This window comes from Telluria antibiotica (genome assembly GCF_011682055.1).
GTDB lineage: Bacteria > Pseudomonadota > Gammaproteobacteria > Burkholderiales > Burkholderiaceae_D > Telluria > Telluria antibiotica.
The window spans coordinates 147,051-170,196 of the sequence record NZ_JAAQOM010000009.1 but is presented as its reverse complement, the minus strand read 5'-3'; the positions used below and the strand labels follow the sequence as shown (position 1 = coordinate 170,196).

At 68.9% G+C, this 23,146-nt stretch carries 16 protein-coding genes; 8 read left to right on the top strand and 8 right to left on the bottom strand.

The genetic code is table 11. The features are described 5' to 3' along the window. Window positions 1-6: 6 nt before the first annotated feature. Entirely contained in the window at window positions 7-621 is a 615-nt protein-coding gene (ccoO, locus tag HAV22_RS16025; protein WP_166860242.1) for a cytochrome-c oxidase, cbb3-type subunit II, read from the bottom strand. A 21-nt stretch (window positions 622-642) separates the two neighbouring features. After that, on the bottom strand, window positions 643-2,091 hold the full coding sequence (gene ccoN / locus HAV22_RS16020; RefSeq protein ID WP_166860241.1) for a cytochrome-c oxidase, cbb3-type subunit I: 1,449 nt from the start codon (window positions 2,089-2,091) through the stop codon (window positions 643-645). A gap of 238 nt (window positions 2,092-2,329) precedes the next feature. Here ccoN and HAV22_RS16015 point away from each other — a divergent pair, with 238 nt between their 5' ends. Next, the gene (locus tag HAV22_RS16015) at window positions 2,330-2,728 is read left to right on the top strand and encodes a TraR/DksA family transcriptional regulator (RefSeq protein ID WP_166860240.1); all 399 of its coding nucleotides are present in this window, start codon (window positions 2,330-2,332) and stop codon (window positions 2,726-2,728) included. A 92-nt stretch (window positions 2,729-2,820) separates the two neighbouring features. Here HAV22_RS16015 and ccoS read toward each other — a convergent pair whose 3' ends face one another. From ccoS to HAV22_RS15985, 6 genes are all read right to left on the bottom strand, one after another. Continuing rightward, window positions 2,821-2,958, bottom strand: coding sequence for a cbb3-type cytochrome oxidase assembly protein CcoS (ccoS, locus tag HAV22_RS16010; protein WP_166860239.1), 138 nt, complete (start codon window positions 2,956-2,958; stop codon window positions 2,821-2,823). 10 nt (window positions 2,959-2,968) lie between these two features. Next, the gene (locus tag HAV22_RS16005; RefSeq protein WP_166860238.1) at window positions 2,969-5,368 is read right to left on the bottom strand and encodes a heavy metal translocating P-type ATPase; all 2,400 of its coding nucleotides are present in this window, start codon (window positions 5,366-5,368) and stop codon (window positions 2,969-2,971) included. Beyond that, entirely contained in the window at window positions 5,365-6,114 is a 750-nt protein-coding gene (locus HAV22_RS16000; RefSeq protein WP_166860237.1) for a sulfite exporter TauE/SafE family protein, read from the bottom strand. The genes HAV22_RS16005 and HAV22_RS16000 overlap by 4 nt, the downstream gene beginning before the upstream one ends. A 4-nt stretch (window positions 6,115-6,118) precedes the next feature. Beyond that, window positions 6,119-7,552: an oxygen-independent coproporphyrinogen III oxidase gene (gene hemN / locus HAV22_RS15995; protein ID WP_166860236.1), complete on the bottom strand. Its 1,434-nt coding sequence runs from the start codon at window positions 7,550-7,552 to the stop codon at window positions 6,119-6,121. Between the two features lie 218 nt (window positions 7,553-7,770). Then, window positions 7,771-9,318, bottom strand: coding sequence for a methyl-accepting chemotaxis protein (locus tag HAV22_RS15990; RefSeq protein WP_166860235.1), 1,548 nt, complete (start codon window positions 9,316-9,318; stop codon window positions 7,771-7,773). 139 nt (window positions 9,319-9,457) lie between these two features. Continuing rightward, the gene (locus HAV22_RS15985) at window positions 9,458-9,802 is read right to left on the bottom strand and encodes an energy transducer TonB (RefSeq protein ID WP_166860234.1); all 345 of its coding nucleotides are present in this window, start codon (window positions 9,800-9,802) and stop codon (window positions 9,458-9,460) included. Window positions 9,803-10,172: 370 nt separating this feature from the next. On the opposite strand from HAV22_RS15985, the gene HAV22_RS15980 reads away from it, so the two are divergent. From HAV22_RS15980 to HAV22_RS15950, 7 genes are all read left to right on the top strand, one after another. Continuing rightward, window positions 10,173-14,198 (top strand): Pls/PosA family non-ribosomal peptide synthetase, encoded by a 4,026-nt coding sequence (locus tag HAV22_RS15980; RefSeq protein ID WP_166860233.1) that lies wholly within the window; start codon window positions 10,173-10,175, stop codon window positions 14,196-14,198. After that, window positions 14,198-14,782: a 4'-phosphopantetheinyl transferase superfamily protein gene (locus HAV22_RS15975; protein ID WP_166860231.1), complete on the top strand. Its 585-nt coding sequence runs from the start codon at window positions 14,198-14,200 to the stop codon at window positions 14,780-14,782. The genes HAV22_RS15980 and HAV22_RS15975 overlap by 1 nt, the downstream gene beginning before the upstream one ends. A gap of 37 nt (window positions 14,783-14,819) precedes the next feature. Then, complete coding sequence (locus HAV22_RS15970; protein WP_166860229.1) at window positions 14,820-16,061, top strand: metal-dependent hydrolase; 1,242 nt, start codon at window positions 14,820-14,822, stop codon at window positions 16,059-16,061. A gap of 191 nt (window positions 16,062-16,252) precedes the next feature. Further along, window positions 16,253-18,298 (top strand): DUF5010 domain-containing protein, encoded by a 2,046-nt coding sequence (locus HAV22_RS15965; RefSeq protein ID WP_166860227.1) that lies wholly within the window; start codon window positions 16,253-16,255, stop codon window positions 18,296-18,298. A gap of 320 nt (window positions 18,299-18,618) precedes the next feature. Then, the gene (locus HAV22_RS15960; RefSeq protein WP_229421268.1) at window positions 18,619-20,844 is read left to right on the top strand and encodes a TonB-dependent receptor; all 2,226 of its coding nucleotides are present in this window, start codon (window positions 18,619-18,621) and stop codon (window positions 20,842-20,844) included. Window positions 20,845-20,908: 64 nt separating this feature from the next. Further along, complete coding sequence (locus HAV22_RS15955; RefSeq protein ID WP_166860223.1) at window positions 20,909-21,778, top strand: carotenoid biosynthesis protein; 870 nt, start codon at window positions 20,909-20,911, stop codon at window positions 21,776-21,778. Next, window positions 21,775-23,145: an oxygenase MpaB family protein gene (locus tag HAV22_RS15950; RefSeq protein ID WP_166860221.1), complete on the top strand. Its 1,371-nt coding sequence runs from the start codon at window positions 21,775-21,777 to the stop codon at window positions 23,143-23,145. Before HAV22_RS15955 ends, HAV22_RS15950 begins: the two co-directional genes overlap by 4 nt. Window position 23,146 lies beyond the last annotated feature (1 nt).

Sequence of the window (23,146 nt, the reverse complement as noted above, 5' to 3'; positions counted from 1 at the left end):
CAGTTCCTAATTCCGATTCTTGATTTGCGTACCGAGACCCTGCAGGTAGGCGACCAGCGCATCCTGCTCCGTCTTGTCGGCCAGCTGGGCCGGGGCCTCCTTGATGTCCTGCTCCGTGTAGGGGACGTTCAGGCGCTGCATCGCGCGCATCTTCGGCACGATCGATTGCGGTTCCAGTTTCGTCTGCGCCAGCCACGGATAGCCCGGCATGTTCGATTCCGGCACGACGTCGCGCGGGTTGTCGAGATGGGTGCGGTGCCATTCGTCCGAATAGCGGCCGCCCACGCGCGCGAGGTCGGGGCCCGTGCGCTTCGAGCCCCACTGGAACGGGTGGTCGTAGACGAATTCGCCCGCGACCGAGTAGTGGCCGTAGCGCTCCGTCTCGGCGCGGAACGGACGGATCATCTGCGAGTGGCAGTTGTAGCAGCCTTCGCGGATGTAGACGTCGCGGCCCGCGAGGCGCAGCGGCGAATACGGCTTCAGGCCGGCGACGGGCTCGGTGGTCGAATGCTGGAAGAACAGCGGCACGATCTCGACGAGGCCGCCGAACGACACGACGACGAGGATCAGGCCGATCAGCAGCCATGGGTTCTTCTCGATCCACTCATGGGTGAATTTCATGGTTTCTCCTGCGGGTTGTGGTCAGGCGTGTTCCGGGGCGGCGTGCGCTGCAGCGCGGTGCGGCGCGGGGATGCGCACGACCGGCGTCTGCGTGCCGCGCAGCGTGAGCCACGTGTTGTACGCCATCAGGCACATGCCGCTCAGGTACATCAGGCCGCCGCCGAAGCGGATCACGTAGTACGGATACGTCGCCTTGACGCCCTCGACGAACGTGTACGTCAGGGTGCCGTCCGGGTTCACGGCGCGCCACATCAGGCCCTGCATCACGCCGGCGATCCACATCGCGGCGATGTACAGCACGATGCCGATGGTGCCCAGCCAGAAGTGCGTCTCGACGAGGGCCATGCTCGCCATCTGCTTCTTGCCCGCGACGCGCGGGATCAGGTAGTACAGGGAGCCCATCGTGATGAAGCCGACCCAGCCCAGCGCGCCGCCGTGCACGTGGGCGATGCCCCAGTCCGTGTAGTGCGACAGCGAGTTGATCGTCTTGATGGACATCATCGGGCCCTCGAACGTGGCCATGCCGTAGAACGACAGCGAGACGATCATGAATTTCAGCAGCGGATCCGAGCGCAGCTTGTGCCAAGCGCCGGACAGGGTCATGATCCCGTTGATCATGCCGCCCCACGACGGTGCAAGCAGGATCAGCGAGAACACCATGCCGATCGACTGCGTCCAGTCGGGAAGCGCCGTGTAGTGCAGGTGGTGCGGGCCGGCCCACATGTACGTGAAGATCAGTGCCCAGAAGTGCACGATCGACAGGCGGTACGAGTACACGGGGCGCTCGGCCTGCTTCGGGATGAAGTAGTACACCATGCCAAGGTAGCCGGCCGTGAGGATGAAGCCGACGGCGTTGTGGCCGTACCACCACTGGATCATCGCGTCCTGCACGCCCGCGTACATCGAGTACGACTTCATGAAGCTGACGGGCATCGACATGCCGTTGACGATGTGGAGGATCGCGACCGCGAGGATGTAGCCGCCGAAGAACCAGTTGGCGACGTAGATGTGCTGCACACGGCGCTTGATGATCGTGCCGAAGAACACGATCGCGTACCCGACCCACACGATGGCGATGAGGATGGAAATGGGCCATTCCAGCTCGGCGTATTCCTTGCCGCGCGTGAAGCCCATCGGCAAGGTGATGGCGGCCGACGCGAGCACGGCCTGCCAGCCCCAGAACGTGAACGACGCCAGCTTGTCCGAGAACAGCCGGACCTGGCACGTGCGCTGCACGACATAATAGGACGTGGCGAACAGGCCGCAGATGCCGAACGCAAAGATCACGGCGTTCGTGTGCAGGGGCCTGAGCCGCCCGTACGTGAGCCATGGAATGTCGAAGTTCAATGTCGGCCAGGCGAGCTGCGCGGCAATCCACACGCCCGCCAGCATGCCCACCACGCCCCAGAAGACGGTGGCGATGGCAAACTGGCGCACGATCTTGTCGTTATAGTTTAGACTGCTGTCCAAGATGCACTCCTGCGATAAGAAGAAAAGATGACACCGTCAGGGTAGGTTTCCTGGGGGTTCGAAATCCTTGATGTGAATCAAAAAGTCCAGATTGGGTCGAAGGAAGAAGCGCGCTGCTTCCTCCGCGTTGCTGAAAGCAGACTGGCGTTACGAACGCACGAAATGACCTGAGTCAAACATGAGGCTCGATGGTCCCGCCACACTGACCGCAAACTGACCGACACAAAGGACGACGACCATGCCGCCAATCTCACCGGAACTCCACGAAGAACTCGGCAAGCGCCTGCACAAGAGCCGCGACGACGTGCTCGCCACGGTACGCGCACGCACGGCCGGCGATACGGACGACCGCCCCGCGATCGCGCCGAACGCCCACATGGGTCAGAACGACGACGCGCCGGCCGGCGAAATGCTCAGCCATAACGAGGAACACCTGGCCGAGCACGAGACGAACCTGCTGCACGAGATCGACGCCGCGATCGGCCGGCTGGATTCAGGGGCGATCGGCATCTGCGAGTCGTGCGGACGCGAGATTCCGGAAGCGCGGCTGCTCGCCACGCCCACCGTGCGCACGTGCATCGCGTGCCAGGAGCGGATCGAGCACGACCAGCGCACCGGCCGTGGACCCAGCATGTAGGGTGGGCATTTGGGGCCGGTGGCCCCAAATGAAACGTGCCCAAGCGGACGTATGCGGTTCGCCAGCGTTCGCGTGGGCACGGGGTGCCCACCCTACTCGTCATTCAATATTCTGAGGGCCGGGCCTTCGAGGTCGTCGAACTGCCCGCTGTCCGCCGCGCCGAAGAAGATCCACACGGCGAACGCGACGACGATCACGGACAACGGCACCAGCAAATACAAGGCTTCCATCACCTTCTCCTCAGCGCCGCAGCCGCAGCGCGTTGAGCACGACCAGCGCCGAGCTGGCCGCCATGCCCGCCCCCGACAGCCACGGATTCAGCAAGCCGCTCGCGGCCGCCGGGATCGCGGTCGCGTTGTACAGCATGGCCCAGCCCAGGTTCTGGCGGATCACGCGCAACGTGGATGCCGCCGTGTCCAGCGCGGCTGCCAGCGGTGCGAGGCCGTCGCCCAGCAGGACGCAATCCGCGTGCAACTGCGCAAGCTGCGCGCCCCGCCCCATCGCGAACGACACGTCCGCGCCCGACAGCACGGCCGCGTCGTTGATGCCATCGCCCACCATCGCCACGACGGCACCTTCCGCCTGCAGGGCGCGTACGACGCTCAGCTTGTCCTCGGGCCGCTGGTTGCCGAGCGCGTGGTCGATGCCGAGCTGCGCGGCGGCCTCGCGAACGGGCCCGTCGTCATCGCCGGACAGCAGCAGCGCCGTCTTGCCGGACGCGCGCAACCCCGCCACGATGGCGCGCGCCTCGGGACGCAATGCGTCGACGAGGTCGAAGCGCGCCGTCCAGCCCATGGCGCTGCCGAGCCAGACCACGGTCGCACCACCGGCCGGCCCGGAAGGCGCAGCGCCGCCCGCGATGGCCGCGACGAACGAGGCGTTGCCGAGCCGGTAGCGGCGGCCGCCGATCTCGCCTTCGACGCCCTGCCCGAGCGTGTGGTGCCGCGAGCCTGCCGACAGCAGCGGAGGGCCGGCCGCATCGCGGATGGCCCGGGCCAGCGGGTGCGCGCTGCCCGCCTCCAGCGCGGCCGCGAGCTGCAGCGCCATGCGCGGGCTCGCGCCGCCGAACGTCGTCGTGCTGCTCAGCGTCGGGTGGCCGTCGGTCAGCGTGCCCGTCTTGTCGAACACGACGTGCGTCGCGCGCCCCAGCGTTTCCAGCACGTGCGGCTTGACGGCAAGCGCGCCCCGCCGCAGCAGGCGGTCGGTGGCGGCGGCCAGCGCCGTCGGCGTCGCCAGCGACAGCGCGCACGGGCACGACACGACGAGCACGGCGATCGCCGCCGGCCAGGCGCGCGCCGGATCGACGACCTGCCAGCCGGCGAACACGATCCCCGTCAGCGCCAGCAGCGCGAGCACGAACCATGCGCCGACGCGGTCGGCCCACAACGCCAGCGCCGGCTTGTTCTGGCCGGCCCGCTCGACGAGGCGCACGAGCAGCGCCAGGGTGCTGTCGCGCGCGCCGCTCGTCATGCGCACGACGATCGCCTGCGCGACGTTGACGGCGCCGCCGGGCAGCGCGTCGCCCGGGCCCATGCCGCGCGTGCGGCTTTCGCCCGTCAGCAAAGCCAGGTCGATCTCCGTGTCGCCTTCGAGGATGTGGCCGTCGGCCGGCACCGCCTCGCCCGGTGCGACGAGCACCACGTCGCCCGGCACGAGATGCTCCGCGGCGACGAGGTCCGTCGCGCGCGCGGACGGCCAGTCGGCCATGCGCAATGCCGTCGCCGGGGTCGCGCGCTGCAGGCCGTCGAGCGCGCGGGCGGCGCGCCGTCTCGCGTCCAGTTCGAGGTAGCGGCTGCCCAGCAGCAGGAACACGAACATCGTGATCGAATCGAAGTACACCTCGCCCTGGCCGCGCACGACGGCCGCCGCGCTGGCGCCGAATGCGACGACGATGCCCATTGCAACCGGCACGTCCATGCCCGCGACGCCACGGCGCACGTCGCCCCACGCGCCAACGAGGAACGGCCACGCGGCATAGCCGACGGCCGGCACGGTGAGGAGCAGCGCCGACCAGTTCATCAGCGCGCGCATGTCCGCGTCCATCGTGCCCTCAGTCGCCAGGTAGACGGGGAACGCATACATCATCACCTGCATCATCGACAGGCCCGCCACGAACAGGCGGCGGAACAAGGTCTTGCGCTCGCGGTCGAGGCGGGCCGCCTGGCGCTGCGCGTCGAGGGGATACGCCGTGTAGCCGATCGTGCGCAGCGCGGCCAGGATGTCGCTCGCACGGCACGCGGCCGGGTCCCAGCGCACGCGCAGGCGCTCGGTCGCCACGTTCAGCAGCGCTTCCGTCACGCCGGCCAGCGCGGCCACGCGCCGTTCGATCAGCCACACGCACGCGGCGCAGCGGATGCCTTCGACGGTGAACACGGCGTCGCCGGCATCGACCGCGTCGTCGTAGGCGCGCAGCCGGCCGAGGTCGGCATCGGCATCGGCGGCGGCCGGCGCAGCGAACGCCGTACGCTGGCCGTAGTAACCGGACAGGCCGGCGTCCGCGATCGCCTCGGCGGCCGCGGCGCAGCCGGGGCAGCACATGGCGCGCGCCGCGCCGTCCACGACGGCCGACCAGCGACTCGACTCCGGCGCGGGATGGCCGCAGTGGTAGCAGGCGGCGGCGTCGACGCAGGCGGCGGTCATGCGTGCGCCCCCGGCGCGAGGCACAGGTCTTGCACCCAGCCGTGCGGCAGGCCGTCGGCCGCGCGCGCGAGGCCCAGCAGGCCGAAGCCCAGCACGAGGGCCCCGCACGCGTGCCGCACGCGCGGGCGCGCGAGCGCACCCCGCAGGCGCGCGCCCGCGAGGCCCAGGCCCAGCAGCATGGGCAAGGTGCCGAGCCCGAACGCCAGCATCACGAGCGCGCCGCTGGCGACGCCGCCGCTCAGCATCGCGGTGACGAGGACGCTGTAGACCATCCCGCACGGCAGCCAGCCCCACACGGCACCCGCGGCGAGCATGCGGCCCGGCCCGTCCAGCGGCCCGATCGTGCGCAGCAGCGGCTTCACGCCGCGCCACACGACCTGTCCTCCCCGCTCCAGCCGCGCGAGGCCGCGCCACGCATCCATCAGGTACAGGCCGAGCGCGGCCAGCATCAGGTTCGCGAGCCAGTAGGCGCCGGCCTGCAGCGCGGGCAGCCGCGTGAGCGCGTGCGCCCCCTGCGCGAGGCCGCCGGCCAGCGCGCCCGCAAGCACGTAGCTGCCGATCCGGCCCGTGTTGTACGCGAGGACGTTGGCGAGCGGCGCGCGCGCGGCCGCGACCTTCACGGGCACGACGCGGCCGACCGACGGCGCCACCGACAGCGCGCCGACGATCCCGCCGCACATGCCGGCGCAATGGACGCTGCCCAGCAGGCCGACGACGAACACGGGAACGAGGGCGACGAGGTTCATGCCGTCACACCGTCTTCGAATGCGCGGCCGTGCCGCGCGCGGCCGGCGCCGCAAGGTAGCGATCGAACACCATGCACACGTTGCGGATCAACAGGCGCCCCTTCGGCGTGACGGTGATCCAGTCGTCGCCCACTTCCACGAGCCCGTCGCGCTCCAACTCGGCCAGCTGCGCCAGTTCGGCCGCGAAATACGTGCGGAACACGATGGGGAACGCGAGTTCGATCGCTTCCATCGACAGCTCGAACTGGCACATCAGCTTCTGGATCACGCTGCGGCGCAGTGCGTCGTCCATCGACAGCCGCACGCCGCGCGCCACCGGCAGCTCGTTGCGGTCGAGCGCACCGTAGTAGGCGTCGAGCGTCCTGACGTTCTGGCTGTACGTGGCGCCGACGGCGCTGATGGCGGACACGCCGCACGCGACGAGGTCCGTGTCCGCGTGCGTCGAATAGCCCTGGAAGTTGCGGTGCAGTCGGCCCTGGCGCAGCGCCGCGGCGATGTCGTCCTCGGGGCGCGCGAAATGGTCCATGCCGATGTAGACATAGCCCGCGGCCGTCAGGCGCTCGATGCACAGCTGGAGCATGGCGAGCTTCGTGGCGCTGTCGGGCATGGCCCCTTCATCGATGCGGCGCTGCGGCTTGAACAGGTGCGGCAGGTGCGCGTAGTGATAGACGGCGATGCGGTCGGGCGCGGCGGCGACGACCTTGTCCAGTGTCGCGCGCATCGTGTCCAGCGTCTGCTTCGGCAGGCCGTAGATCAGGTCGATGCTGACGGAGCGGAAACCCGCGGCGCGCGCGGCGGCGATGACGGCCAGCGTCTCCGCCTCCGGCTGGATGCGATTGACGGCCCGCTGCACGTCCACGTCGAAGTCCTGCACGCCCAGGCTGATGCGGTTGAAACCCTGGCGCCGCAGGCTGTGCACGCGCTCGACGGACACGGTGCGCGGGTCGACCTCGATCGAGTATTCGCCGTCGGCGTCGGGCGCAAAGCGGAAGCACCGGTGCAGTTGCGCCATCAGGTCGTCCATCTGCCCGTCGGACAGGTACGTCGGGGTACCGCCGCCCAGGTGCAGCTGCTCGACGTCGTTGATGCCGGCGAACAGGCGGCCCTGCATCTCGATCTCGCGCTTCAGGTAGGCGAGATACGTCGCCGCTTTCTGGCGATCCTTCGTGACGATCTTGTTGCAGGCGCAGTAGTAGCAGACCGTGGCGCAGAACGGGATGTGCACGTACAGCGACAACGGCTTGCCGGTGCCGCGCGTGCGCAGGTCGGCCACGGCGCGCAGCAAATCGCGGTAGCCGAACGATTCCGTGAACCGGTCCGCCGTCGGGTACGACGTGTAACGCGGACCGTTGCGGCTCAGCCGGGCGATCAGGTCCGCGTCGAACTCGACCGTGGATTCGCCGGTGGCGGAAGCGGTTGCGGGGACTGCATCGAACATCTTGAAAACTCCTGGCCGGCGGCTAGTACCATATGCGGCGAGTCTATTGAGGCGGCTTCGCAAAATCCTTGACTTGCATCAAAAACCGCCGAGCCGGTCCTGTTATGTGGCGCGCTGTGCGCAGTGCGGTAGGGTGGGCAACCCTTGCCCACGCGGGCGTTCGCGTCGTGCATGCGTCACGCGTGGGCGCGGGGTGCCCACGCTACGGACTACGGACATCAGCGTGCCAGCTTGAATACGGACAGCACCTGCCCCAGATGCCCCACCTGCTCCGCCACGCTGGCCGACGCCGTGGCCGATTCCTCGACGAGGCCCGCGTTCTCGCGCGTGATGCCGTCCAGCTGCGCCAGCGCCGCGTTCACTTCCGCAATGCCGTCGTTCTGCGCGCGCGACGCCGTCGTGATGTCGCCCATGATCGCCGCCGCTTCGCGCACGGACGCGACGACCGCGCGCATCGTCTGCCCCGCCGCGTCGACGAGCTCGTTGCCCTGCCCGACCTTGTGCACGGAATCCTCGATCAGCGCCTTGATCTCCTTCGCCGCCCCGGCCGAGCGCTGCGCGAGGCTGCGCACTTCGCCCGCCACGACGGCGAAGCCGCGGCCCTGCTCGCCCGCGCGTGCCGCCTCCACCGCGGCGTTCAGCGCGAGGATGTTGGTCTGGAAGGCGATGCCGTCGATCAGGCCGATGATGTCCACGATGCGCGTGGCCGACCCGCTGATCTGGCCCATCGTGCTGCCCACCTGCTCCACGGCGTCGCCGCCGCGCCCCGCCACGCGCGACGCCTCGCCCACCAGGCCGTCGGCGCGCTCCGCGCCGTCCGTGTTCCGGCCCGCCGCCGCCGCGATGTGCGCGAGGCTGGCTGCCGTCTGTGCCAGGCTCGCGGCCTGCGATTCCGTGCGGCGCGCGAGGTCCACGTTGCCCTCGGCGATGTCGCGCGTGGCCGCCTCGATCGAGACGACGCCCGCGCGCACGTCGCCCACGATCGCCGTCAGGTTGACGTTCAGCTGGCGCAATGCGCGCAGCAGGCGGCCCATCTCGTCGTCGCGGTCCGGCGCGGGAAGATGCGACAGGTCGCCGCCTGCCAGTGCGTGGACGGCGTCCAGCGCCCGGCGCATGGGCGTCACGATGGCGCGCTGCAGCTCCGCCCAGGCGACGAGCGTGAGCACGGCACCGGCGAGCGCCGCCACGCGCCAGCCCCAGCCCTGCGCCGCGCCGGCCAGCAGCAGCATCAGCACGGCCTGCGCACCCAGCATGATCCCGAGCCGGCGGCCCAGCGGCAGCTGGCGCAGGTCGAGCAGGCGCGCCCACCACGCGGTGCGCACGATGGCGCCGCGGCGGATGGCGAGTCCGTCCGCGCGGCCCTCGCGCATACGTCGGTAGAGAGCCTCCGCCCGTTCGACGTCGGCGCGTGCGGGCCGGGTACGCACCGACATGTAGCCGACCGTCGTCCCGTTTTCCCTGATCGGTACGACGTTCGCCGTGACCCAGTAGAAATCGCCGTTCTTGCGGCGATTCTTGACGAGACCCGTCCACGGCTCGCCTGCCTGCAGCGTTTGCCACATGTCGGCGAACGCCGCGGGCGGCATGTCGGGGTGGCGCACGATGTTGTGGGCCTTGCCGGTCAGCTCCGCTTCCGTGAAGCCGCTGACCTCGATGAACGCGGGATTGACGTAGGTGATGCGGCCTTTGGTGTCGGTCTTCGACACGATGGACTGGCCATCCCGCAATGGGTATTCGATGCCCGTGACGGGCAGGTTGGTGCGCACGCGTGACTCCCTGATTTCCGGAGGAATAATTGATCTACGGAAATTTTATGAAATCACGCGTGGCGCTATCCTTGATGTGGATCAAAAATGCTCGACCGGCTGCGCTGATGCGACATGCCGGCGTCGCACGTTGCCTGCGTCAGTTCATGACCCACTTGTACTGCACCGTTGTCCACACGGCGGCGCTGTCGCCCGCTTTCGGCGCGGCGAACGTGCAATGGTAGCCGGCACGCAGCGAGGCCCTGTCCAGAGCGCGATAGCCGCTCGACTCCACCACCTTCGCGTCCTGCACGGAACCGTCGGCGCCGACCAGCACCGCCACGCGGACCCGGCCCTGGATGCCGTCGTCCTGCCAAGAAACGGGGTAGTAAGGCGCGGCGCAGCGGGCGGAGCGCGAAGAGGTGACCGGCTCGGCGGCGTGAGCGGCAAGCGTGGTCAGCGACAGGGCGGTAGCGACAGCGGCGATGCGAAGTTTGGCGTTCATGATGCGCTCCAATAGGCAGAGGTTCGAAAGGTTTGCAGCTACGACTAAAATATATTGCATCGCACAACCCAACGATAATTTATTGTTTGAATAGCAGACATCCGCGCCAGGAATATGATTTTTTATGGGCACTTCATGCACCAGGACTGAGCACCGGCGCATTGTGCGAGTGCAGCATTTTCATCGCCGTTACCGCCACGGGGCGGGCGATCGCTCCGTACTCCACCCGGTAAAGAAAAACGATGCGCCGCCCGGCCGTTACAATGAGGTACCCTGCGCGCATGTGGCTGCCAGGATTGTTAGATTTGCATTGATGAGCATCGTGTTCTTGCTTGATAAACCTCACCACCAACCCCAACTGTAGCCGTTGATGAACGATATTTCTTCTCTGACACGGCACCCCGATGTCCTCTACGGTCCGCACCAGCCCGAGCTGTTGCGCGACGAAATCCTGGCCGACCTGCTGGAGGCCAGCGCACGCCGCGCGCCCGACCAGCCGGCCCTCATCGCGGGCGACCGCCAGCTCACGTACGCCGAGCTCGACGCGCAGGCCGGCCTTGCCGCATCGCGCCTGATCGACGCCGGCATCCGGCCCGGCCACATCGTCGGCCTCTGGATGCCGCGCGGCATCGACCTGCTCGTCATGCAGGCCGCCATCGCCAAGGCGGGCGCCGCCTGGCTCCCCGTCGACGAGGACACCCCCGTCGAGCGCCTCCTCGTCTGCATGGACGACGCCGGCTCCCCTGCCCTCGTCAGCAGCGAGCGCATGCGCGACCGCCTGGGCCCGGTGACGCAGCCGATCCACACGGCGGAAACCCTGCTCGCGCCCGCGCCCGACGGCTACACGGTGCGCCGACGCGGCCACGTTGCCGGGGACGCGCCCGCCTACGTCATCTACACCTCGGGCTCGACCGGGAAGCCGAAAGGCATCCTCATCGACCAGCGCAGCATCTGCCACTTCCTGCGCAGCGAGAACGAGGTACTGGGCGTCAAAGCGTCGGACCGCGTGTACCAGGGCTTTTCCGTCGCGTTCGACATGTCGTTCGAGGAAATCTGGATTTCCTACCTCGTCGGCGCCACCTTGTGGATCGGGCCGAAGGAAACGGCCGGCGATCCGGAAGCGCTGCCGCGCCTGCTGGCGGAAAACCATGTCACCGTGCTGCATGCCGTGCCCACACTCCTGGCGCTGTTCGCCGACGACGTGCCGAGCCTGCGCATCATCAACCTGGGCGGCGAGATGTGTCCGGAGACGGTCGTGGAACGCTTCGCGAAGCCGGGCCGCCAGATGTTCAACACGTACGGCCCCACGGAAGCGACCGTGTCCGCCAGCCTCGCGCGGCTGGAGCCCGGCCGCCTGATCACGATCGGCACGCCGCTGCCGAACTACGGCCTGCTCGTCATCCACACGGAGACGGACAAGGGCTTGCAGATCCTGCCGCGCGGCGACACGGGCGAGCTGTGCATCATCGGGCCGGGCCTGTCGTCCGGCTATCTGGGCCGTCCCGACCTGACGGCCGAGAAATTCCTGGCCAACCCGTGGCGTTCCGGCCCCGACGATCCGCGGCTGTACCGCACCGGCGACCTCGCCCGCATCGAGCCGGACGGCCAGGTCGTGTGCCTGGGCCGCACGGACGACCAGGTCAAGATCCGCGGCTTTCGCGTGGAGCTGGGCGAGATCGAAGCCCAGCTCGCGCAGCAGGACGGCGTCGGCACGACGGCCGTGCTGCTGCGCCGCGACGACGGCATCGACCGTCTCGTCGCCTACCTCGTGCCGGCCGCCGGCGCGACGGACGAGCAGTTGTCGCCGGCCACGTTGCGCCGCGCGCTGTCCGGCAAGCTGCCGCCGTACATGGTGCCGAGCCGCTTCGAACGGCTGTCGATCATGCCGCGCCTCACGTCCGGCAAGATCGACCGCAAGGCGTTGAAGGCGATGGCCCTGTCGGCCCCGCTCCCCAGCGATCCGGCCGAATCGGACGTGGCGGAAACGCCCGGCGAGGAAGCGCTGTTCGCGGCGCTGGGCAAGCTGTTCCCGGGCCAGCCGATCCGGCGCGAGCTGGATTTCTTCAGCGACCTCGGCGGCCATTCGTTCTTCGCCGCCCGCCTCGCGACGGCGCTGCGCACCGACCCGCGCTTCGCCCACGTGACGGTGCGCGACATCTACCAGCACCGGCAGATCGGCGCGATCGCTTCCGGCCTCGACCAGGCCGCCGGCACCGCGGCCATCGAACCCGACTGGACGCCGCCGGACAACACGCGCCGCTGGCTGTGCGGCGTGGCCCAGCTGGCGACCGTACCCGTCCTGATCACGCTGCGCATGGCACAGTGGCTGGCGCCGTTCTTCACGTACCACTTCTTCACGGGCGACCCGGGCGATTCCGTGCCGCGCGCCATCGCCGCGTCGATCGCCGTGTTCCTGCTCGCCACGCTGCTGGAATTCGTGTTCGCCATCGGCGGCAAGTGGCTCGTCGCGGGCCGCCTGAAACCCGGTGTGTATCCGCTGTGGAGCGCGACGTATTTCCGCTGGTGGCTGTCCGACCGGCTCGTCGAGGCCGCGCCCACGTATCTGCTGGCCGGCTCGTCGCTGTACACCTGGTATCTGCGGATGCTGGGTGCGAAGGTCGGGCACGACGTCGTGATCGGTTCGCTGACGATCCGCGCGCCCGACCTGCTCGCCATCGGCGACAACGTCAGCATCGGCAATGCCGCGAACTTCGAGAACGCGCGCGTGGAGCGGGGCCGCCTGATCCTCGGCACCATCGCGCTGGACGACGACGCGTGCGTGTCGTCGTATGCGATCCTCGAGGGGAATACCCGCGTGGGCCGGCGCGGCCACCTGGAAGGCCAGTCCGCGCTGCCGGACGGCGCCAGCGTGCCGGACGGCCGCGTGTGGAGCGGCTCGCCCGCGCGCGACACCGGCGCGTTCGATCCGTCCACGTTGCCGCCGCGTCCCGTCGTCGGGCGGGGACGCCTGATCGGCGAAGCGCTGTTCTTCATGTTCGGCATGCTGCTCGTCGCCACGCTCTTTTTCATGCCCGTGTTCCCCAGCTTCGTGCTGATCGACTGGTTCGACGAACGGGGCACGATGCCGATCCTGGCGCAGAACTCGATCCAGGGCCAGCTGCTGCGCTATTTCGTGCTGGCGCTGCCCGCGTCCGCCGTCCTGATCGCGCTGACGATGCTCGTGTCGGCCGCCATCCGCTGGGGCTTCCTGCCCCGCATGATGCCCGGACGCTCGGCCGTGCACAGCAACGCGTACTGCAAGAAGTGGCTCGTGAGCCATATCCAGGAATCGAGCTTGAACGTCCTGCACGGCATCTACGCGACCGTGTTCGCGCCGTTCTGGTACCGCCTGCTGGGCGCGAAAGTGGGCCGCGACGCGGAGATCTCGACGGCGCTGGGCGTCGTCCCCGACATGCTCACGCTGGGCGACGAGACGTTCATCGCCGACGCCGTCATGCTCGGCGACGAGCAGATCGACGGCGGCTGGATGACGATGGAAGCGACCGTCGTCTCGAACCGCAGCTTCGTGGGCAACGGCAGCTACATCCCGGACGGCACCGTGCTGCCGGAAGGCGTCCTCGTGGGCGTGCACACGCATGCGCCGGCCAACGAGCGCATGACGGGCGGCGACACGTGGCTCGGCTCGCCGCCGATCCACCTGCCCGCGCGCGAACAGGTGAGCGGCTATCCGGAACACCTGACGTACCGTCCGTCGCCGGCACGCCGCCTGGGCCGCGCGCTCGTCGAGGCGTTCCGCATCGTCGCGCCGCACGCCGTCGTCATCGCCGTCGGCTACACGGTCGTACTGGACCTGATGCCCATCGCGGGCGCCGGCCGCTGGGGCGAGGTGATCTGGGACCTCGCGCTCATCAGCCTCGCCTACGGCATCGGCAACTACCTGTTCGTGCTCGCGTTCAAATGGCTGCTGCTGGGCCGTTATAAAAAACGCGCGGAGCCGATGTGGACGCCGTTCGTGTGGCTGTCGGAAGGCGTGACGAACATGTACGAAGGCATCGCCGTGCCGAACTTCATGCGCTACCTGCGCGGCACGCCGTGGCTGCCGCTCGCGTTCAACCTGCTCGGCTGCCGCATCGGGCGCGGCGTCTACATGGACACGACGGACATCACGGAATTCGATTGCGTGACGATCGGTGACCACAGCGAACTCAATGCGCTGTCGTGCCCGCAGACCCACCTGTTCGAAGACCGCGTGATGAAGATCGACCACGTGGACATCGGCAGCAAGGTCTATCTCGGCCCGCGCAGCGCCGTGCTGTACAGCGCGAAGGTCGGCGACAACGCCCGCATCGGCCCGCTGACCCTCGTCATGAAGGGCGAACACATCCCCGCTGCCACCGCCTGGAACGGCTTGCCGGCGGCGCCGCAGCGGGTGTGATGGAGGCCGTGCCCGTCCGCTGGTGGGCGGATGGCGCGTTCATCGCGCCGCCCGCTGGCACCGCGGCCCTGCACGTCGTCGGCGTGCGCGGCATGCCCGACCGCGCGACGGCCAGGCGCACGATCCGCGCTGCCCTGCTGGCCGCACTCGCGGACACGCTCGCGCTGCCGGCTGCGCGCATCCGGCTCGGCGGCGAGCCGGGCGAAGCGCCGTATGCGCTCGTCGACGACGGCCGTCGTATCGATCTCGCGATCAGCCATGACGGCGACGTGTCCCTGGCCGCGCTGCGCCTCGACGGCGCCGGCGTCGGCGTCGACGTGATGCGCGTGGCGAACGCCCCGGACTGGCACGCCGTCGCCCGCGACTACCTCGGCCCCGCCTGCGCGGCCGCGCTGGCGGGCGTGCCCGCGCCCGCGCGCGCCGCCGCGTTCGCGCGCGCATGGAGCGAGCGCGAAGCGCGCCTCAAGTGTCGCGGCCTCGCGCTGGCGGAGTGGCGCGCGGATCTCGATGTCGAACTCGCCGCCTGCCGCTGCCTGCCGCTCGCCGTGCCGGACGGTTACGTCGCCACGTTGGCGCTGGCCTGACCCGCACATTTCCTTGCGGCTTGGGTAAGATTGCACGATGGATAATATTACCCACTCGGTCGTCGGCCTCGGCATCGGCGCCCTGGTCGACCGCAGCGTCGCCCCCGAAACCTCTCCCGACGACCAGCGCGCCCGCATGCGCCTGCTGCTGGTGCTCGGCTGCCTGGCGAGCAATTTCCCCGACCTGGACCTCGTGCTCACGCACCTGCTGGCGCCGCCGCTGGGCTATCTGCTGCATCACCGCGGCCACACGCACACGCTGCTGGGCGCTTGCGGCGAAATCGCCGTGCTGCTGGCGCTCGTGTGGCTGCTGTGGCCCGCGGCGCGCCGGTTGCTGCGCACGAGCGGCCGTGCGCGCGGCGCGGCCGTCGTCACGGCAGCTGCCGGCACCGTGCTGCACATCTCGATGGATGGCCTCAACGTCTACGGCGTCCACCCGTTCTGGCCCATCGATCCGTCCTGGTATTACGGCGACCTCGTGTTCATCGTCGAACCCGTGTTCTGGATCGCGTTCGGCGTGCCGCTCGCCGCGCTCGTGCGGGGGCACGTCGCGCGCGGGCTGCTGCTCGCGCTGCTGGCGGCCGTGTCCGTCGGCACGACTGCGGCCGGGTTCCTGCAATGGGGCTCGCTGGCCGGGCTGCTGGCCCTCGGTCTGCTGCTGGCGTGGACCGCGCGCCGCGTGGACGGACCGCGCGGCGAGCGCGGCCGCGCTGCGCTGGGCGCCGGGCTGGCCGCGTCGCTCGCGTTCGTCGGCATGCAAGCCGCCGCGCTGCACGAAGCGCGCGCCGTCGCTGCGGCGGCCGTCGCCCATCTCGATCCGCACGAACGCGTGCTCGACACAGCACTGTCGGCCTATCCCGCGAATCCGCTGTGCTGGTCGTTCGTGACGGTGGCCGTCGACACGGCGCACGGCGACTACCACCTGCGGCGCGGCCAGCTCAGCGTCGCGCCCGCGATCACGCCCGTCGCCCACTGCCCCGCGCCGATCGCCGGCCAGGCCGTCGGCACCGACGTGCGCGTGGCTTGGCAGGGCGACGAGCGCGACGCCCTCGCCCGCCTGCGGGGCCTGCAGGCGACCAATTGCCACTTCAACGCGTGGATGCGCTTCGCCCGCGCGCCGTCGATCGGCGCGACGACGGCGACGGACGCGCGCTGGAGTCCGCCCGGCGGCCGCAATTTTTCCACGATCGACCACGCTGCCCTCGCGGCGGCGCCGTGCCCGCGACCCGTGCCGGGCTGGCGCTATCCGCGCGCGGATTTGTTGACGCAACCCCGCTGAGAGCGTCACATAAACGAAACAAATAAATTCGCCGGATGTGACAATCTGCGCATTTCCAAAGTTTAATCTTCGCTAAGCTCACAGGCTGGGTCAATCAGACGGCGGACGTTTCGCCCGCCGCCGTGGCTTGCTGCGCGCATTCCCCATGCGTGCCATACCGACACACGTCGCCTCCAAAAAAGGACACATCGATGAAAAGATCGTTATTGTTGGGATTGCTGTCTTTGTTCGCGGCGGCCGGCGCCACGGCGCAAACGCTGGATTATTCGAAGCCAATCCTGGGGACCATCATCGGGATCGAAAACGACCAGAACAGCCCCCGGTTCCAGCCCGGCGGCTCGAACCTGCCGCTGTTCGGGTTGTTCGATGCGAACCATCCGAAGAACACGTACGACCGCAATTCGCCCGAGTGGTGGGACAACCTGATCGAGGAACTCCAGTATTCGCGCGTGCACGTGGCGCTGCCGGTGTCGCGCGGCTGCACCTATTCGACCGCCGAACTCCAGGCGCAAGCGGGACAGGTTCCCGCGCCCGACCCATACAGCGGCATCGGCAACTCATGTCCGCGCGTACTCGACAAGCTGACGGCGGCCCTCACCCGCAACCAGGTTCCGGCGGGCGGGCTGCACGTCGGCTACTTCGACGACACGGCGGCTTACCTGCCGGCCAACGGCGGCGCGCCCGTGGACGTCGCGGACCTGGGCAACACGCTGAAGCTGATGTGGGACCGGAACATGATGGTCTTCTTCGACACGGTCCCGTCGCAATACTGGTACCGCGACGAGAACGGCCGTCCGCTCGTCGTCATCTGGGCGCCGGCCGGCTTCTTCAAGAACGTGGACGGCAGCCACACGGCGCAAGTGAACGCCGTCTTCAACAACCTCCGCTGGCTCTTCAACAACCGCTACGGCGTCTATCCGACGATCTACGTGCACCGCGACTGGGCCACGCAGGTGCCCGGCCTCGACACGACGCTCGTGCAGGGGGCCTACGGCTGGACCGATCCGGCCAACGGCAAGGCGTCCGGCTTCTTCACCTGGAACGGCGCCAAGATGGGCACCGTCTCGCCCGGCTTCCGTGACCAGTACCGCACGGACAGCGCCGGCAACATCCTGTACTACTACCAGCGCGGCTGCGGCACCGCTTGCCGCGAAGTGCTGCGCAACCACGGCGACACGTTCAAGCAGGGCATGGCCGACGCCTACGGCCAGGTCGACGGGCGCGCCGCCAAGTTCGTCCTGATCGAAGGCTTCGCGAACGTGCCGGAAAGCGCGGGCTTCTACCGCAGCAGCGGCGTCGACTACGATTTCCCGAACCAGTACCTCAATCGCCTGCGCGACTGGGCCGACCCGAACCCGACGGAATTCACGTTCCAGGCCGAAGGCTCGGACTACCGCACGGGGAACAATCTGTCGGGGAACCAGGGCGGCGCGTTTTCCAACGACGACCTCGACGTGGGCCGTCTCCCCGGCCACGGCTATTATGTCGGCTGGACGAACCAGGGCGAGGTGCTCGGCTTCAAGCGCGTGAAGCTGCCGGCGAAACCGTTCGAAATCCGCGTCAAGACGGCCACGCCGCTCGACCGCCGCGCCGTCAAGGTGACGTTCGAACGCCAGGACGACCTGCAGACGGACGCCCAGGCGAACCTGAGCCAGCCGACGACGACGTACGGCCCGTGGACGATGCCGATCCCGAACACGGGCAGCTCGACGACGTTCCAGGAAACGACGATCGGCGTCTTCCAGCCCGTGCCCGGCTATTACAACATCAAGGTCGAAATGGCGACGGACGGCGTCGGCATCGACTGGCTGCAGATCCGCGAGACGACGCCGGACTGCAGCAACGCCTACCCGGGTCTCGAGAACGTCGTCGGCCTGAACGAGGGCTCGGGCGACTCGCGCTTCCTGTGCAAGAGCCATCAATGGTACAGCTGCGGCTGGAATTCCTCGGCGTCCTGGACGATCAACGCGACGTCGGGCCAGATCGTCGGCGACTTCCGCTGCGACACGTCGGCCGCCCAGTGGCAGCCTCTCACGTCCAGCTGCTCGGACGGCTACAGCGGCATCGACAACGTGGTCGGCCTGAACAACGGCACGGGCGACCGCCGCTTCCTGTGCAAGAGCCATCGCTGGTACGCCTGCAACTGGGGCGGCACCGGCAACTGGGTGACGGCCGCCCAGCTGAACCAGGTCGTCGGCTCGTACCAATGCGACGGCGCGTCGTGGCTGCCGCACTGACCTGATCGCAGTCCGCTGCCGCCACTGGTCCCGGCGGCAGCGTTTCCCTCCTGCCAGGCCATCGGGCCGGCGGCGCTGCAATTCAGTCAACCTTTACAAATATTTAACGCGATCGTGGCTCAAATGCTACGACTTGTAACCATTTCTGTATGAATTTGTGGTACGTCAACACTATTGCCCGTTCGCACTACCTGTTAGACTCATCCGTTTAACCCGCCTGCAATAACACCTCTCGATAATCCACGCAGGCGGCGCCCGGCACCGGGCGACGCAACGACTAAAAGAAACTGGGGAAGTTCATGAAAACAACGCGGGGTCGGTTGAACCCTAAGCTGCTCGCCGTGTCGGTATCGACGATCGCGTGCGGCGCGCTGCATGCGTCCGCGTGCGCGCAGGCGGACGGTAACGCCGTCCAGGAAGTGATCGTCACGGCGCAGCGCACGGCGGCACCGGAATCGAAGACGCCGGTCGCGCTGTCCGTACTCACGGCGGCGGACCTCGACACGCTCGGGGCCGACACGCCCGGCGCCCTCGCCGCGCGCCTGCCCAACACCTATCTGGAAAATTCCTACGACGGCCTGCGCATCACGATCCGCGGCGTGTCGAACGCGGACCCCACGGAAAAAGGCGACCCGTCGGCCGCCTTCATGGTCGACGGCGTCTACGTCGCGCGGCCGCAGAGCCAGAACGTGTCGCTGTACGACGTCGACCGCGTGGAAGTGCTGCGCGGCCCGCAAGGGACGCTGTACGGCCGCAACACGACGGCCGGCGTCGTCAACGTGATCACGAAGGCGCCCGTGAACCGCTTCGAAGGCGACGTCAACGCCACGTTCGGCAACTGGGGCGAGCGCAAGGTCGGCGCGATGGTCAACGTACCCGTGAATGCCGCGCTGGCGCTGCGCGCCGCCGCCACGTGGAACGAACACGACCCGTACCTGAGCAACGGCTCGAACACGCCGCGCACGCTGGGCCAGGACCGCGCCGACCGCGCCGCCCGCCTGTCCGCGAAGCTGGTCCTGAGCGAGAACGCGTCGGTGCTCCTGCGCTACGAGGCAAGCCGCGATAACAGCAACAACGACAGCACGGTACCCGATTCGAACTTCTACAGCGGCATCGCGACGGGCAACCCCGTGTGGAACGGCGACAGTACCGACAAGCGCCTCACCTACCGCTTCAACCCGCCGAACACGCGGTTCGAGCAAGGCTATTCGCACAAGAAGACGTCCGCGCTGACGGCGAAACTGAACTGGGACCTGGGTCCGGCCACGCTGTCGTGGCTGGGCGCACACCGCAGCTTCGACCACGACTACAATTACAACTTCTACTACCGCGTCGCGCCGACCGTCGCACTGGGCGTACGCCAGCCGTTCAACGGCAGCCACGACCAGGACTCGCACGAACTGCGCCTCGCGACGAACGGCACCGGCCCGCTGTCCGCCCAGGGCGGCGTGTACTGGTTCCGCGAGCGCACGCGCGACGTCTATTATTTCCGCGACCTGCAACTCGTCGGCCTGCCGCCCTACTATGTGTTCGCCAACGATCCCGTACGCTCGCAAAGCAAGGCCGTGTTCGGGCAGGCGACGTATCGCCTGACGGACGGCCTGCGCGCCACCGCCGGCGCCCGCTACACGGAAGACGACAAGTCGCGCACCGGCTACATCGGCTACCAGCGCGCGGCCACGTTCAACGCTGCCACCGACCTGCGCGACCTGAACGCGGGCCGCATCGCGACGAACAAGACCACGTGGCGCCTGGGCCTCGACTACGACCTGGCGCCCGCGACGCTCGTCTACGGCTCGGTCGCCACCGGCTACAAGGCCGGCGGCTTCAACGACGGCTGCGTGGCCGGCGACGCCCGCAACGGCATCGGCTGCCTGCCGACGTCCGCGCTACCCGCGGCCAGCCTCACGTACCGCCCCGAGACCGTGCGCGCCTACGAGGCCGGCGTCAAGACGCGGTTCTGGGACGGCCGCGCGAGCCTGAACGTCGCGGCCTTCCACTACGACTACCGCGACCTGCAACTGTCCAACGAAGTCGTCGTGAACGGCCGGCCACGCTACGAGACGACGAACGCCGCCGAAGCCGCCGTGCGCGGCCTGGAAGCGGACGGCCAGGTGCGCGCGACGCGGGCCGACACGGTCACGTACGCCCTCACGCTGCTCGACGCCCACTACGTCGGCTACGTACCGGACGGCGTGCATTCGTGGTCCGGGGTGAAGCTCGACCGCACGCCGGCGCGCACGCTGGCCCTCGGCTGGGAGCACCGCTTTTACCTCACGGGCGGCCAGCTGGCGGCCGGTGTCGGCACCCATGCCAGCGCGAGCTACCTGCTGGGCGTGCCGCAGGCGGGCCTGAAGTTCCGCGTGCCCGGCCACACGGAGTCCGACCTGCACGTGGGCTGGACGCCGGACGGCGCGCGCTGGAGCGTGCTCGCACGTGTGCGCAACCTCGAGAACGAGGTGCGGCCGATGGCGATCAGTTCCTCGGGTCTGTCCGTGCCGACGGAACCGCGCACGGCCGACGTCCGCTTCGATTATCGCTTCTGATTCCGAGCGCGGCCGTCCCACCGGGCGGCCGCATTGATCGTCAGCCGTGCCACTGGAGCCTGTCATGACCCCGTCGCCGCACCGTCGCCTGCCCGTCGCCGCCGCCACCCTGCTCGCCCTGTTCCTGCTCGTCCTCGCCAGGCGCATCGGCGGCGAGAGCACCGTGCTCCTCGTCGCCAGCTCGCTGGCGATGTTCGGCTGCTGCTGGGCCAGCGCGGCCCACCTGCTGGGCGGCGCCGCCTCGACGCGCCTCGTCGCCATCGCCCTGGCCTTCGGCTGGCTCGCCGAGCAGCTGGGGTCCTCGTACGGCTGGTTCTTCGGCAGCTACACGTACACGCCCGTGCTCGGACCGCGCCTGCTCGACGTGCCCGTCGTGATCCCGATGATGTGGTTCGCCCTGGCCTATGTCGGGTACGTCGTGGCCAACCTGATCGTCTGGCAGGACCCCGTCGACGGGCCCGCGACCCTGGGCCACGACGCCCTGATGGCGCTGCTGGGCGCGATGGTCGTCACGTGCTACGACCTGGGCGTCGACCCGTACATGGTGTACGTGCTGAAGGCCTGGATCATGACGGAGAAGGACGGCTGGTGGTTCGGCGAGACGGTGCAGGGCTTCGCCGGCTGGATGACGGTGGCATTCGCGATCCTGTTCGCGTTCCGCCGCCTCGCGCGCGTGCGCGCCCCCGCGGCGGCGGGCGCGACGCTGCGCCACGTGCTCGTGCCGCTGTCCGTGTACGCGGGCCTGATGGTGTTCCAGGTGCTGCTCGGCTACCCCGTCGAGGCACGCACGATCGCCCTGTTCGCGATGGGCTTCCCGCTGCTGGCGGCCACGCTCGGGCTGCTGCGCTGGCGCGGCATCCTGGTCCGTCCGGCAAGCGCCGCACGCACAGGCGCCGCGGACCTCGGACAGCAAGCATTCAAGGAGGCCGCATGAAACGCGACTCTCTCGAACCGGGCCTGCCGGACGACCCGGCCCTGCATGCCGACCCGCTGGCCGATTCCACGATCGCGCGCATCCTCGGCCCCGGCCGTCCCGGCGGACCGGACACGGACACGATCGCGCTGCTGAACCAGGAGATCGCGCGCTGGCAGCTGAACGGCGACCTGGACGACTGGACCGCCAGTCCCGGCCTGCCGCCCGACATGGCCGCCGCGCTGGAGGACTACGTCGCCAAGGCGCGCGTACTGCCCGAGTGGGCCGACCGCGACCGCATCGCGCGGGCCGAAGTGCTGTTCATGGAAATGAGCATGGTGTCGTGCACGCTGCTGTTCTGCGCCAGCCTGCCGCAGTGCTACGTGATCCCCGACCTCGCGGCCGTGCTGCACGCTGCCGGCGAGCTGGAACAGCACACGGACTACCGCGTGCGCGCCACCGCCGCCATGATCTTCCCCGTCATGATGCACGGCGGCCTGACGGAACGCACCGGCGGCGGCGTGGCCCAGGCCATCAAGGTGCGCCTGATCCACGCAATGATCCGCCACCTCGTGCTGCGCGGCGACGTGGCCGACGCCCTCGTCGCGCCACGCCGCGTTCCCCGCCTGCTGGCGCACGGCCGCACGATGCCGCAGGTACTGTATGCGCACGGCTGGGACGTCGACCGCGTCGGCCTGCCGTGCAACCAGGAAGAACTGGGTTATACGCTGCTGACCTTCAACTACGTGTTCCTGCAGGGGCTGCGCCGCCTGGGGCTCGGCCTGGAGAAGGAGGACGAAGCCGCATACCTGCACACCTGGAACGTGCTCGGGTACGTGCTCGGCATCGAGCCCGCGCAAATGACGGACACGATGGACGGCGCGGCGCGCATGTTCGCCGACATCCAGGCCCGCGCGCGCGGCCAGGCGCGCAACCCGGACCCGCGCCCGCCGCTGGCCGCCGCGCTCGTCGCGACGATGCAGCGCTACATCCCGCCGCGCCCGTTGAAAGCTTTCCCCGTGCTGCTGACGCGCCACCTGATCGGCAAGGACGCGTCGCGCGACCTGGGCCTGGACAGCCACGTGTCGCTGCCGTCGCGCGTCCTGTTCGTGTTAGGCTTTTCCCTCGTGCGCGCCATCGATGCCGCCGGGCGCCTCGTGTGCCGCGGCTTCTCGATCTCGCGCCTCGTCACGCGCATCCTCGGTTACAACCTCACCGCCAAGCTGCTGATGGACGAAACACGCCCACTGAAACTGCCGGACGGCCTCTTGCACCAGGTCGGCGTCGCCGTGCATCGCTGGCAGGATGACGCCCAGGCGCCGCGCTGGGCGAATGCCCTCGAACGCCGCTTCACCGGACGCCCCACGCGCGCCGCCCGTCAAGGATAAA

Coding starts and splice junctions, on each gene's coding strand:
- ccoO (WP_166860242.1), bottom strand. CDS start 621: ATGAAATTCACCCATGAGTGGATCGAGAAGAACCCATGGCTGCTGATC.
- HAV22_RS16015 (WP_166860240.1), top strand. CDS start 2,330: ATGCCGCCAATCTCACCGGAACTCCACGAAGAACTCGGCAAGCGCCTG.
- ccoS (WP_166860239.1), bottom strand. CDS start 2,958: ATGGAAGCCTTGTATTTGCTGGTGCCGTTGTCCGTGATCGTCGTCGCG.
- HAV22_RS16005 (WP_166860238.1), bottom strand. CDS start 5,368: ATGACCGCCGCCTGCGTCGACGCCGCCGCCTGCTACCACTGCGGCCAT.
- HAV22_RS16000 (WP_166860237.1), bottom strand. CDS start 6,114: ATGAACCTCGTCGCCCTCGTTCCCGTGTTCGTCGTCGGCCTGCTGGGC.
- hemN (WP_166860236.1), bottom strand. CDS start 7,552: ATGTTCGATGCAGTCCCCGCAACCGCTTCCGCCACCGGCGAATCCACG.
- HAV22_RS15985 (WP_166860234.1), bottom strand. CDS start 9,802: ATGAACGCCAAACTTCGCATCGCCGCTGTCGCTACCGCCCTGTCGCTG.
- HAV22_RS15980 (WP_166860233.1), top strand. CDS start 10,173: ATGAACGATATTTCTTCTCTGACACGGCACCCCGATGTCCTCTACGGT.
- HAV22_RS15975 (WP_166860231.1), top strand. CDS start 14,198: ATGGAGGCCGTGCCCGTCCGCTGGTGGGCGGATGGCGCGTTCATCGCG.
- HAV22_RS15970 (WP_166860229.1), top strand. CDS start 14,820: ATGGATAATATTACCCACTCGGTCGTCGGCCTCGGCATCGGCGCCCTG.
- HAV22_RS15965 (WP_166860227.1), top strand. CDS start 16,253: ATGAAAAGATCGTTATTGTTGGGATTGCTGTCTTTGTTCGCGGCGGCC.
- HAV22_RS15955 (WP_166860223.1), top strand. CDS start 20,909: ATGACCCCGTCGCCGCACCGTCGCCTGCCCGTCGCCGCCGCCACCCTG.
- HAV22_RS15950 (WP_166860221.1), top strand. CDS start 21,775: ATGAAACGCGACTCTCTCGAACCGGGCCTGCCGGACGACCCGGCCCTG.